The 12,156-nt window shown below is 63.4% G+C and carries 10 protein-coding genes; 7 read left to right on the top strand and 3 right to left on the bottom strand.

The window, feature by feature from the left end:
* Positions 1–83 precede the first annotated feature (83 nt).
* Both rhaI and FJ951_RS02135 read right to left on the bottom strand, forming a co-directional pair.
* Positions 84–1,376, bottom strand: a complete 1,293-nt coding sequence (rhaI, locus tag FJ951_RS02140) for an L-rhamnose catabolism isomerase (RefSeq protein WP_140513301.1) — start codon at positions 1,374–1,376, stop codon at positions 84–86.
* 87 nt (positions 1,377–1,463) lie between these two features.
* Positions 1,464–3,566, bottom strand: coding sequence for a bifunctional rhamnulose-1-phosphate aldolase/short-chain dehydrogenase (locus FJ951_RS02135; RefSeq protein ID WP_140513299.1), 2,103 nt, complete (start codon positions 3,564–3,566; stop codon positions 1,464–1,466).
* Positions 3,567–3,753: 187 nt separating this feature from the next.
* On the opposite strand from FJ951_RS02135, the gene FJ951_RS02130 reads away from it, so the two are divergent.
* From FJ951_RS02130 to FJ951_RS02100, 7 genes are all read left to right on the top strand, one after another.
* Complete coding sequence (locus tag FJ951_RS02130) at positions 3,754–4,557, top strand: DeoR/GlpR family DNA-binding transcription regulator (RefSeq protein WP_140496559.1); 804 nt, start codon at positions 3,754–3,756, stop codon at positions 4,555–4,557.
* A gap of 56 nt (positions 4,558–4,613) precedes the next feature.
* Complete coding sequence (gene rhaS / locus FJ951_RS02125; protein ID WP_140513297.1) at positions 4,614–5,609, top strand: rhamnose ABC transporter substrate-binding protein; 996 nt, start codon at positions 4,614–4,616, stop codon at positions 5,607–5,609.
* 81 nt (positions 5,610–5,690) lie between these two features.
* Complete coding sequence (locus FJ951_RS02120) at positions 5,691–7,232, top strand: sugar ABC transporter ATP-binding protein (RefSeq protein ID WP_140513295.1); 1,542 nt, start codon at positions 5,691–5,693, stop codon at positions 7,230–7,232.
* Positions 7,229–8,206 carry an ABC transporter permease gene (locus FJ951_RS02115; RefSeq protein ID WP_140513293.1) on the top strand — a complete coding sequence of 326 codons (978 nt, stop codon included), beginning with the start codon at positions 7,229–7,231 and terminating at the stop codon, positions 8,204–8,206. The genes FJ951_RS02120 and FJ951_RS02115 overlap by 4 nt, the downstream gene beginning before the upstream one ends.
* On the top strand, positions 8,203–9,198 hold the full coding sequence (locus FJ951_RS02110) for an ABC transporter permease (protein WP_140513291.1): 996 nt from the start codon (positions 8,203–8,205) through the stop codon (positions 9,196–9,198). The genes FJ951_RS02115 and FJ951_RS02110 overlap by 4 nt, the downstream gene beginning before the upstream one ends.
* The gene (gene rhaM, locus FJ951_RS02105; RefSeq protein WP_140496569.1) at positions 9,198–9,515 is read left to right on the top strand and encodes an L-rhamnose mutarotase; all 318 of its coding nucleotides are present in this window, start codon (positions 9,198–9,200) and stop codon (positions 9,513–9,515) included. The genes FJ951_RS02110 and rhaM overlap by 1 nt, the downstream gene beginning before the upstream one ends.
* Positions 9,512–10,888, top strand: coding sequence for an FGGY-family carbohydrate kinase (locus FJ951_RS02100; RefSeq protein ID WP_140513289.1), 1,377 nt, complete (start codon positions 9,512–9,514; stop codon positions 10,886–10,888). The genes rhaM and FJ951_RS02100 overlap by 4 nt, the downstream gene beginning before the upstream one ends.
* 16 nt (positions 10,889–10,904) lie before the next feature.
* Here FJ951_RS02100 and FJ951_RS02095 read toward each other — a convergent pair whose 3' ends face one another.
* Entirely contained in the window at positions 10,905–12,155 is a 1,251-nt protein-coding gene (locus FJ951_RS02095) for a D-amino acid dehydrogenase (RefSeq protein ID WP_140496573.1), read from the bottom strand.
* Position 12,156: the final 1 nt, after the last annotated feature.

Raw genomic sequence — 12,156 nt, 5'->3', positions numbered from 1 at the left:
GGCTGTCAGCGCTCGCGCCAGTCTCTTCTCCCCAGCGGGGAGAAGGTGGCCGCGAAGCGACCGGATGAGGGGCGGGCTCGGCCTCAGACAATGCCACCGCTGCCGCCGGCAACGGCCGGGCGTTCCGCCGCGACCTTGGCGCGGTAGCCTGCCGCCCGGTAAGCGGCGACCGGATCGATGGCGCCGCCGGTGTTCAGCCGCGCCATGGCCAAGATCGGCTCGACATCGGTGCGGTAGGCTGATTTTAGCGTCTGCGTTGCCATCAGCGCGTCATTCCCGTCCTGAAAACCTTCAAGCGCCTTGCGGTCGACCAGCAGCGCCTGCGCGTAGGCGCGCTGCACCTCGACCGCGGACAGCATCAGGCTCTCGATCGGATCGGTGACGTTGTGGCTCTGGTCGAGCATATGCGCCGGATCGAAGCCGTCGGCGCCGGACAGTTCGGCGTCGACCAGTTCGTTGAAGACCAGGAACAGCCGGTAGGGGTCGATCGAACCGGCATCGAGGTCGTCGTCGCCATATTTCGAATCGTTGAAGTGGAAGCCGCCGAGTTTCCTGAACTGGATCAGCCGCGACACGATCATCTCGATGTTGACGTTGGGCGCGTGGTGGCCGAGGTCGACCAGGCAGAAGGCCTTGTCGCCGAGTTCCTTGGCAATAATGTAATTGGTGCCCCAATCCTGCACGACGGTGGAATAGAAGGCAGGCTCGTATATCTTGTGTTCGGTGAACAGCTTCCAGTTAGCGGGCAGCCCGACATAGACCTCTTTCATGGCATCGAGATAGCGCTCGAACGCCTTGGCGAAGTTGACCTGGCCGGGGAAGTTCGAGCCGTCGCCGATCCACACCGTCAGCGCCTTCGACCCAAGCGTCTTGCCGATCTCGATGCATTCGAGATTGTGCTCGACCGCTTGCCGGCGCGTTCCGGCATCGGCATGCGAGAGCGAGCCGAATTTGTAGGACAGCTTTTGGTCCCTGGCGTCGGAGAACGTATTGGAGTTCATGGCGTCGAAGCCGAGGCCGAAACGCGAGGCCGCCTGCTTCAGCCGGTTCGGGTCGGCCTTGTCCCAGGGAATGTGCAGCGACACCGTCGGTGTCGCCTGCGTCAATTGCTTGATGACGGCGCAATCCTCGATCTTGTCGAAGATGTCGCGCGGTTCGCCGGCGCCGGGGAAACGGGCAAAGCGCGTGCCGCCGGTACCGACACCCCAGGAGGGGATCGCCACCGCGAATTTCTCGACCTTGTCTCGGATCGCGTCGATGGCGATGCCGCGAAGGTCGAGCCGTTCGCCGAGCGAGGCGTAGTCACGCTCGAGGTCGGCCTTGCGCGCCGCGTTGTTTTTTTCGACGACGTCGGCCGAGATGATGGTTTCGGACACTGCTGTTCCTCCCAAATTTCGTTCAGCTGGCGCTGCCCCTCATCCGCCTGCCGGCACCTTCTCCCCGTGAATGGGGAGAAGGAGGGCCTAGCGCGTAAAGCTTTGCGCGTTGCCGGCGTCGACATTGACGATGTTGCCGGTCGACTTGGCCGACATGTCGGAGGCGAAGAAATAGATCGCTTCGGCGATGTCCTCGGGAAACACCGAGCGCTTCAGCATCGAGCGCGAGCGGTAATGTTCCTCAAGGTCGTCGGTCGACATCTTGTAGGCGGCGGCGCGCTGTTCCTTCCACTCGCCGGACCAGATTTTGGAGCCGCGCAGTACGGCGTCCGGATTGACGACGTTGACCCTGATCTGCGCCTCCGCGCCCTCCAGCGCCAGGCAGCGGGCGAGATGGATCTCGGCGGCCTTGGCGGTGCAATAGGCGGCGGCGTTCGGCGAGGCGGCAAGGCCGTTCTTGGAGGCGACGAAAACGACGTTGCCGCCAATCTTTTGCACCCTAAACAGCCGGAACGCTTCCCGCGACACCAGGAAATAGCCCGTCGACAGGATGTCCATGTTCTTGTTCCACAGCGCCAGCGTCGTGTCCTCGATCGGCGCCGAGGAGGCGAGGCCGGCGTTGGAGACCAGAATATCGGTGCCGCCGAACTCGACCGCCGTTTCGGCAAAGCCGGCGACGACCTGATCCTCCGACGTGACGTTGATGACCACGGGGCGGACAAAATCCTTGCCATAGGCCTTGGCCAGTTCGTCGTTGGCGCTGGCAAGTGCTGTCTCGTCGATGTCGGCGAGCACCACGCAGGCGCCTTCGCGCAGCAGCCGGCTCGCCGTCGCGCGGCCGATGCCGCCCGCGCCGCCAGTGACGAGCGCGATCTTGCCGGCAAGAGCCTTGGGCTTCGGCATGCGCTGCAGCTTCAGATCCTCGAGCAGCCAGTATTCGATGTCGAAGGCTTCCTGCGCAGGCAGGCCGACATAGGAGGAGACGGTCGAGGCGCCGCGCATGACGTTGATGGCGTTGACGTAGAACTCCCCCGAAATGCGCGCCGTGGCCTTGTCGCCGGCGAAGGTGAACATGCCGACGCCGGGCATCAGATAGACGACGGCGTTGGGATCGCGGATGGCGGGCGAGTCCGCATGCTTGCAGCTGTCATAATAGGCCTGGTAGCCGACGCGGTATTCGGCAATGTCGTCGGCCAGCCGCGCGATGACGGCATCGACATCGGGCTTGGCCGGATCGAACTCGATGACCAGCGGCCGGATCTTGGTGCGCAGGAAATGATCCGGGCATGAGGTGCCGAGTGCCGCCAGCGGGCGCAGATCCCTGGAATTGACGAATTCGAGCACGGCGGCGGAATCGTCGAAATGGCCGAGCTTATGGCTCTTTTCCGAGATGAGGCCGCGGATCCTCGGCATCAGCTTCGCGGCGATGGCGCGGCGTTCGGCGGCGTCGAGCGACTTGACCGCTTCGCCACCGAAAATGGCAACGCCCTCGGAACGGCGCTCGAACCACTCGATCGCCTGGTTGATCACCGAGATCGTCGTTTCGTAGCATTCCTTCGGGCTGTCGCCCCAGGTGAACAGGCCGTGGCTTTCCAGGATGACGCCCTTGGCGGCTGGATGGTCAAAGCAGAATTTCTCCAGCCACAGGCCGAGTTCGAAGCCCGGCCGCTTCCACGGCAGCCAGCCTATGGCATCGCCGAAGATTTCTTTCGTCAAGGCCTTGGAATCTTTGGCGGCCGCGATGGCGATGATGGCGTCGGGATGCATGTGATCGACATAGGGCTTCGGCACGTAGGCATGCAGCGGCGTGTCGATCGAGGCCGCGCGCGGATTGAGATTGAAGGTGCAATGGGGTAGATAACCCACCATCTCGTCTTCATGCTCGACGCCGCGATAAAGGCCTTTGAGGGCTCGCAATTTGTCCATGTAGAGCGTGGCAAAACCATCAAGCTTGATCGAAGCGCTGTCGCCGCCGGAGCCCTTCACCCACAGCACTTCCACGTCCTGTCCGGTGAGCGGATCCTTTTGCCGGATTTTCGACGATGTGTTGCCGCCACCGTAATTGGTGACACGCTTGTCGGAGCCGAGCGTGTTCGAACGATAGACCAGAAGCTCGGGATCGCTCATCCCCCTTGCCTTCGCATCATCCCAAATATTGGCGAGGCGCGAGCCGGAGCGCTTGTCGAGCATGGGTAATCCTCCCTTGAAGCGCGGACGGTGCGCTCCTCTTTTCGTCGGGAATGTCTACGCAAGACGTGGCTTTGTCAATCACAAACGATCAACATCAATCATATTGCACTGCACAATGAAATTCTATGATCGGAAATGATTGACACTGCGCGATTTCTAATGCCAGATGGCCATGCAGGGAGGAACCATGCACGAAAAAGAGCGCCACAGGATCATTCTGTCCGCCGTCCAGGAAAAGCCTGTGGTGACGGTGCAGGAAATGGTCGACCTGACGGAGTCTTCCGAGGCGACGATCCGGCGCGATATCGCGGCCCTGCACGTGCAAAAGCGACTGCGCCGGGTGCGCGGCGGCGCCGAGGCGATCACGCCGCCACAGTTCATCGGCCTTGCCGGCAGGCCTTTTTCCGTGAACGAGACGCTCAACGCCGCGCAGAAGCGGGCGATAGCGCGGGAAGCGGTGGAGCTCTGCAAGGACGGCGAGCCGATCATCATCAACGGCGGCACCACCACCTTCCAGATGGTGCATTTCCTGACCGGCCGCCGCATGCCGATCTTCACCAATTCCTTCCCGATCGCCGAAAGCCTGCTCAAGCACTCCAAGAACACGGTGATGCTGTCCGGCGGCACCATCTACCGCGAGCAGAACATCATCCTGTCGCCCTTCGACAATGACGTGACGCGCAATTTCTACGCGCGCCGCATGTTCATGGGCGCCCAGGGGCTCGGGCCGCTCGGCCTGATGGAAGGCGATCCGCTCTTGATCCAGGCGGAACAGAAGCTGATCGATCAGGCCGACGAGTTGGTGGTGCTGGTCGATTCCTCGAAATTCCGCAAACGCTCCAGCCTGATCCTGTGCGGGCTGTCGCGCATCGCCACCGTCATCACCGACGACGGCATCGAGGACCGCGAGGCAAAGATGCTCGAAACAGCGGGGGTAACGCTGATCGTCGCCCGCAAGTCGGCAAAGGAAGAATCTTCGCTGCAAGCCTGAGACACCCTCACGCCCGCAGCGGCGATGGAATGCAACGCTCAAGGGAGGAATATTCGATGAGCTTTCTGAAGAAACTGATGGTTACGGCGGCCTTTTCCGCCGCCATGGTCGTGAATGCCGCCCATGCCGAGAACGTCAAGATCGCGCTGGTGGTGAAGTCGCTCGGCAACGGCTTCTTCGACGCCGCCAACAAGGGCGCCGAAGAGGCGGCCAAGGAACTGGGCGATGTCGACATCATCTACACCGGCCCGACCAAGGCGACCGCCGAAGCGCAAATCGAGGTGGTCAATTCACTGATCGCGCAAAAGGTCAACGCCATTGCCATCTCGGCCAATGACGCCGACGCGCTGGTGCCGGTGCTGAAGAAGGCCATGGAGCGCGGCATCACCGTCATCTCCTGGGATTCGGGCGTCGCCAAGGAAGGCCGCCAGCTTCACCTCAACCCGTCCGATACCGGCCTGATCGGCGAGACCATCATCAAGCTCGCTGCCGACTATTTGCCTGAGGGCGGCGACGTCGCCATCCTGTCGGCCTCCTCGACCGCGACCAACCAGAACGCCTGGATCGACGCGGCCAAGAAGGTGCTGCCGGAGAAATTTCCGAAGATCAAGCTCGTCGCCACCGTCTATGGCGATGACGATTCGGCCAAGAGCACCGACGAAGCCAAGGGCCTGCTGAAGTCCTATCCGAACCTCAAGGCGATCATCGCGCCGACCACCGTCGGCGTCGTCGCCGCTGCCCAGGTCGTCACCGATGAGAAGCTGATCGGCAAGGTCAACGTCACCGGCCTCGCGCTGCCGTCGGAGTTCAAGAAGTTCATCGACAACGGCGCTTCACAGGCCGTGGCTCTTTGGAACCCGATCGATCTCGGTTACTCCGCCGTCTACCTCGCCCACGATCTGGCGGTGAAGAAGGAAGAGGCCAAGCCCGGTGCGACGCTGTCGATCGGCCGCGTCGGCAAGGTCACGCTCGACGACACCAATTCGGCTGCGATGGCTCCGCCCTTCCAGTTCGACAAGACCAACATCGAGAAGTTCTCCAAGATCTACTGATCCGGAGCTTCAAGCTGACGCGGCGGGGTTCACGCCCCGCCGCAACTTCAAACGCACCTTGTTTCAGGGCTTGATACGACCATGGACACGACAGCCCAACACGGCACGGTGAAGGACGGGCCCCTGGCCTCCACGCCGCGCCTGACGCTGTCCGGCATCTCGAAGAGCTTTCCCGGCGTGCGCGCGCTGCACAATGTCAGCCTCTCGCTCTATCCGGGCCAGGTGACGGCGCTGATCGGCGAGAACGGCGCCGGCAAGTCGACGCTGGTCAAGATCATGACCGGCATCTACCAGCCCGATGCGGGCACGATCAGCATAGACGGGCAGGACGTCACCCTGCCCAGCGCGCACGCCGCCTTCGGCCATGGCGTTACCGCCATCCATCAGGAAACCGTGCTGTTCGACGATCTGACGGTCGCCGAAAACATCTTTCTCGGCCATGCGCCGCGCACCCGCTTTGGCACCATCGACTGGCGCACCATGCGCAGAAATGCGCGCGAAGTGCTCGACACCATGCATGCCCGCCATATCGACGCCGATGCAAGGCTGAAGGACCTCGGCATCGCCAACAAGCATCTCGTTGCCGTGGCGCGGGCCATGTCGATCGACGCGCAGATCGTCATCATGGACGAACCGACGGCCGCCCTTTCGATGAAGGAGATCGAAGAGCTCTTTTTGCTGATCGAGTTCCTCAAGAGCGAAGGCAAGGCGATCCTGTTCATCAGCCACAAGTTCGACGAGATCTACCGCATCGCCGACCGCTACACCGTGTTCCGCGACGGCGAGATGGTCGGCGAAGGGCTGATCAAGGATGCCGCCCAGAGCCAGATCGTGCGCATGATGGTGGGCCGTGCGGTCGATCACATCTTTCCACAGCGCAAGGCCGAGATCGGCGCGCAGGTGCTGTCGGTCTCCGGCCTGTCGCACCCCACCGAATTCAACGACATCGGTTTCGAGCTGCACAAGGGCGAGATTCTCGGCTTCTACGGCCTTGTCGGCGCCGGCCGCAGCGAGGTGATGCAGGCGATTTCAGGGATCACCCGCACCTCCGGCGGCACGATCACGCTGGACGGCAAGACGATCGCGCCGAAATCGGCGGCGGATTCGATCGAGGCCGGCATCGTCTACGTGCCGGAGGAGCGCGGCAAGCAAGGCGTGGTGATCGGCCTGCCCATCTTCCAGAATGTTTCTCTCCCGTCGCTGGCACGCACGTCCAAATCCGGCGTGCTGCGGCTGGCGGAGGAGTTTTCGCTCGCCCGCTCCTACACCGAGCGGCTCGACCTCAGGGCCTCCTCGCTCAGCCAGGATGTCGGCACGCTGTCGGGCGGCAACCAGCAGAAGGTCGTCATCGCCAAATGGCTGGCGACCGCCCCCAAGGTGATCATCCTGGACGAGCCGACCAAGGGCATCGACATCGGCTCCAAGGCCGCCGTGCACGGCTTCATGGCCGAGCTGGTGGCGCAAGGCCTGTCGGTGATCATGGTATCGTCGGAGCTGCCCGAAATCCTCGGCATGTCCGACCGCGTCGTCGTCATGCGCGAGGGCCTTGTCGCGGCCGTCTACGACAACAACGGACTGGACGCCGAGACGCTGGTCCGGACGGCGGCGGGGATCGCGGCATGAAAACTTTGCTGAAATATCGCGAAATCTGGTTGCTGGCGGCGATCGTCGTGCTGATCGGGCTGATCTCGACGCGTTTTCCCGCCTTCGCCGACCCCGGCAATTTGCGCCAGGTGTTCAACGACACCTCGATCCTGATGATCCTGGCGCTCGGGCAGATGGTGGTCATCCTGACCCGTTCGATCGACCTGTCGATGGCGTCGAACCTCTGCTTTACCGGCATGGTGGTGGCGATGCTGAACGCCGCTCACCCGGCGATCCCGATCCCGCTGCTGATCGTCATTGCCCTGGTCGTCGGCCTGGTGCTCGGCGCCTTCAACGGCCTTCTGGTGTGGCGGCTGAACATCCCCTCGATCGTGGTGACATTGGGCACGCTGACCATCTATCGCGGCGCCACCTTCGTCATCTCCGGCGGCGCCTGGGTCAATGCCGACAAGATGAGCCCCGAGTTCATCGGCTTCCAACGCGCGGCCTTCCTCGGCATTCCGGTGCTGTCCTGGATCGCCATTCTGGTCATCGCGCTGTTCTTCATCCTGATGACACGCACCGCGCTCGGCCGCTCGATCTATGCCATCGGTGTCAATCCGACGGCGTCGGTCTATGCCGGCATCGATGTCGGGCGGACGAAATTCATCGTCTTCTGCATCTCCGGCATGATCGGCGGGCTCGCCGGCTATCTCTGGATCTCACGTTACGTGATCGCCTCCGTCGAGGTCGCCAACGGCTATGAGCTCAACATCATCGCCGCCTGCGTCATCGGCGGCATCTCGATTGCCGGCGGCATCGGTTCGGTCGGGGGCGCGGTGTTGGGGGCGCTGTTTCTCGGCATCATCTCCAACGCGCTGCCGGTCATCAACATCTCGCCGTTCTGGCAGATGGCGATTTCGGGCAGCGCCATCATCCTCGCCGTCGTGCTCAACGCGCGCGGCGAACGTCAGCAGGGCCGCATCATCCTGAGAAAAGTGGAGGCGGCATGAGCGACGTCCCTGCCCCGCGCCACATTCCGGACCGGCTCGACAAGCCGTTTCGTTCGGCGATCTTTTCCTGGGAAGCGCTGCTGGTCGTGGTGGCCCTCGCCATCTTCGCCATCAACAGCTTCGCCTCGCCCTATTTCCTCGACCCCTATTCGCTGTCGGACCTGACCTTCAACTTCACCGAGAAGGGCCTGATCGCCTTCGCCATGGCGCTGCTGATCATTTCGGGCGAGATCGACCTGTCGGTCGCCGCCATCATCGCGCTGGCCTCGACCATGATGGGCATGGCGGTGCAGGCCGGCGCCGGAACGCCGGTGCTGGTGGCGATCGGCATCGTCGTCGGGCTCGGCTGCGGCGCCTTCAACGGCCTGCTGGTCACGAGGCTTGGCCTGCCCTCGATCGTCGTCACCATCGGCACGATGAGCCTGTTTCGAGGCATCGCCTTCATCATCCTCGGCGACCAGGCCTACAAGGGTTATCCCGAGAGCTTCGCCTTCTTCGGCCAGGGTTACGTCCGGTGGGTGGTGTCGTTCGAATTGGTGCTCTTTCTCATCGCCGCCGTCGTCTACTGGTTCGTGCTGCACCGCACGAGTTTCGGCCGCCGCGTCTTCGCCATCGGCAACAATCCGGTCGCGGCACAGTTTTCCGGCGTGCGTGTCGGCCGCATCAAGTTCATCCTGTTCTGCCTGACCGGGCTGATGTCCGGCATCGCCTCTGTGCTGATCACCTCCCGGCTCGGTTCGACCCGTCCCTCGATCGCGCAGGGCTATGAGCTGGAAGTCATCACCATGGTGGTGCTTGGCGGCGTCAGCATCCTTGGCGGCGCAGGCAGCATTGTCGGCGTCGTGCTCGCCGCCTTCATCATGGGGCTGGTGACCTTCGGGCTCGGCCTGCTCAACGTGCCCGGCATCGTCATGTCGATCTTCATCGGCCTGCTCCTGATCATCGTCATCGCGCTGCCGATCGTCTGGCGGCGGCTGCGCGGGGGACGCTGATGGCCGAAAAATACGCGTTCAAGATGATGCTCAAGCCCGGCATGAAGGCGGAATACAAGAAGCGTCACGACGAGATATGGCCATCGCTGGTCGCGCTGTTGAAGCAGGCCGGGGTTTCCGACTATTCCATCCATCTCGACGAGGAGACCAACATCCTGTTCGGCGTGCTGTGGCGGCGGGACGACCATGGCATGGCCGACCTGCCGAAGCATCCGGTGATGCAGCGCTGGTGGGCAGACATGGCCGACCTCATGGAGACCAGGCCTGACAATGAGCCGGTGGCCGTGCCCCTGGAAACCATGTTCCACATGGCATGAGTGCCCCGCGCCACATCGCCGTCATCGACATCGGCAAGACCAACGCCAAGGTGGCGCTGGTCGACCTCGCCACGCTGCGCGAGGTCTCGCTGCGCCGAGTGGCGAACGCGCCGGTGCGGCAAGCCCGCTACCCGCATCACGACGTCGAGGCGCTGTGGGCCTTCATCCTCGACAGTCTTGCCGATCTCAACCGCGAACAGACCATCGACGCCGTTTCGATCACTACCCATGGCGCGACGGGCGCTCTGGTTGAGGCCTCCGGCGAACTGGTGTTGCCCGTGCTCGACTACGAATTCGACGGCCCCGAGGAACTCGCGGCCGAGTATGACGCGATCCGTCCGCCCTTCGCTGAAACCGGCACGCCGCGGCTGCCGCTCGGCCTCAATCTCGGCGCGCAATTCTTCTGGCAGCAGAAGCGCTTTCCGACGGAATTCGCCAGGGCAACGGCGATGTTGATGTATCCCCAATATTGGGCGCTGCGGCTGACCGGCATCGCCGCCAACGAGGTGACCTCGCTCGGCTGCCACACCGATCTGTGGAACCCGTGGAAAGCGGATTTTTCGGCAATGATCGACCGCCTCGGTTGGCGCGCGTTGATGGCGCCGGTGCGGCCGGCAAGGGACCGGCTCGGCCCGCTCCTGCCGGCGCTTGCCGAGCGAACGGGGCTCGATCCGCGGACGCCTGTGTTCTGCGGCCTGCACGATTCCAACGCCTCGCTGTTGCCGCATCTTCTCGCCGACGCGCCGCCTTTCAGCGTCGTCTCGACCGGCACCTGGGTGGTGTCGATGTCGGTCAGCGGCAGATCGGTGGCGCTCGACCCGGCGCGTGATACGCTGGTCAACGTCAACGCGCTGGGCGATCCCGTGCCATCGGCGCGCTTCATGGGCGGCCGCGAATTTTCCGTGCTGACGGATGATCAGCCGGAGAACTGGACCGAAGACGATGTCGGGGCCGTGCTGGCAAAAAGGACGCTGCTGCTGCCATCGACACAACAGGGGTCGGGACCGTTCCCGCATCATGCGGCGGCGTGGCTCAACGCTGACGGCATGAACAGCGGCCAGCGCTTTGCCGCCATCTCTTTCTATCTGGCGCTGATGACGGCGACCTGCCTCGATCTGATCGGCGCCGACGGCCCGACCATTGTCGAAGGCCCTTTCGCCCGCAACCGGCTCTTTGTCGGCATGCTGGCGGCGGCGACCGCCAGAAGCGTCGTCGCCTCCGAAGCCGCGACCGGCACCAGCATCGGTGCCGCGTTGCTGGCATCGGACAAGGCTGAGGCGCATGGCAAGGGCTTGAGACAAGAACCGCCGGTCGACCCCGCCTTGACGGATTATGCAAGCACCTGGCGTGCGGCGGTCGAAGGGCGGGGCTAACTACGGATCCGCTTGCCTAATCTTCATAGACCAGCCCCTGTGGATCGATTTCGGGCTTTCGGCCGGCGACGAGATCGGCGAGGAATTTGCCCGAGCCGCAGGCCATGGTCCATCCGACATGGCCGTGGCCGGTGTCGAGATAGAGATTTTTGTAGCGGGCCCGGCCGATGACCGGCACGGAATTGGGCATCATCGGCCGCAGGCCCGCCCAGAACATGGCCTTCTTCTCGTCGAAGGCGCCAGGGAAAAGATCCTTGCCGGTGCTGATGATGGTGTTGAAGTCAGCGGGCTTGAAGCTTCGGTCAAAGCCGGTGAACTCGGCCGTCGAGGACATCCGCAAGCGGTTGCCCAGCCTGGAATAGCCGATCAGCCGGTCCTCGTCGGCGCCACCCATAGTCGGCCCCTTGCTTTCGTCCTCCAGGGGGATCGTCGCGGTATAGCCTTTCACCGGATAAACCGGCAGGTCGATGCCGTAGCGGCGGCCGAGTAGGCCGCTTTCCGGGCCCATTGCGATGACAACCGCATCGCCGGCCACCGGGCCTGACGAGGTGATGACGGCCCGCACCCTGTCGCCTTCGATATCGAAACCTTCGACCGTGGTGCCGAACCGGAACTCGGCGCCAAGCCTCTCGGTCGCATAGGCGGCGAGCCTGTCGACAAACAGTTTGGAATCGCCAGTCTGGTCAGTGGGCGAATAAACCCCGCCGGCTATCTTGTCCTTCACCCCGGCAAGCCCCGGCTCCAGTTCGACCAGCCGGTCGCGCCCGACGATCTCGATCGGCAAGCCATGCTCGGCAAGATAGCGATAATTGTCGGTCCCGGTGTCGAGACTCTTCTGCGAGCGGAAGAAGTAGAGGATGCCCTTCTTGCGCTCGTCATAGTGGATGCCGGTCGCCTCCGACAGCGCATTGATGCAGTCGCGCGAATAGAGCGCGAGCCGCAGCTTGATGTCGGTGTTGGCGCGCAGGCGCGCCACCGTGCACTGGCGCAGGAAGCGCAGGCTCCAGGCGAGAAAATAGGGATCGAAGCGCAGTCGCACCTTGATGCCGAGATCGTGGTTGTAGAGCCCGCGCAGGAAGGTCTTCAGCGCCGCCGGGGAAGCCCAGGCGGTGGCATCGCCCGGCGACACCAGCCCGGCATTCGACTGGCTGGTGCCCCGCGCCGGCGCCGGATGACGCTCGATGACGGTGACCTCATGGCCGTCGCTCGCCAGATAGTAGGCGGCCGCCGTGCCGACGACGCCGGCCCCGAGCACCGTTATCTTCATG

It is taken from the genome of Mesorhizobium sp. B2-2-3, from assembly GCF_006442405.1.
In the GTDB taxonomy this organism is placed as follows: Bacteria; Pseudomonadota; Alphaproteobacteria; order Rhizobiales; family Rhizobiaceae; genus Mesorhizobium.
This window is presented reverse-complemented; position numbering and strand designations above follow the sequence as displayed.

Excerpts from the sequence above, each read along its gene's own strand:
- rhaS (WP_140513297.1), top strand. The coding sequence starts at position 4,614 with ATGAGCTTTCTGAAGAAACTGATGGTTACGGCGGCCTTTTCCGCCGCC.
- FJ951_RS02100 (WP_140513289.1), top strand. The coding sequence starts at position 9,512 with ATGAGTGCCCCGCGCCACATCGCCGTCATCGACATCGGCAAGACCAAC.
- FJ951_RS02120 (WP_140513295.1), top strand. The coding sequence starts at position 5,691 with ATGGACACGACAGCCCAACACGGCACGGTGAAGGACGGGCCCCTGGCC.
- FJ951_RS02110 (WP_140513291.1), top strand. The coding sequence starts at position 8,203 with ATGAGCGACGTCCCTGCCCCGCGCCACATTCCGGACCGGCTCGACAAG.
- FJ951_RS02095 (WP_140496573.1), bottom strand. The coding sequence starts at position 12,155 with ATGAAGATAACGGTGCTCGGGGCCGGCGTCGTCGGCACGGCGGCCGCC.
- FJ951_RS02130 (WP_140496559.1), top strand. The coding sequence starts at position 3,754 with ATGCACGAAAAAGAGCGCCACAGGATCATTCTGTCCGCCGTCCAGGAA.
- FJ951_RS02115 (WP_140513293.1), top strand. The coding sequence starts at position 7,229 with ATGAAAACTTTGCTGAAATATCGCGAAATCTGGTTGCTGGCGGCGATC.
- FJ951_RS02135 (WP_140513299.1), bottom strand. The coding sequence starts at position 3,566 with ATGCTCGACAAGCGCTCCGGCTCGCGCCTCGCCAATATTTGGGATGAT.
- rhaM (WP_140496569.1), top strand. The coding sequence starts at position 9,198 with ATGGCCGAAAAATACGCGTTCAAGATGATGCTCAAGCCCGGCATGAAG.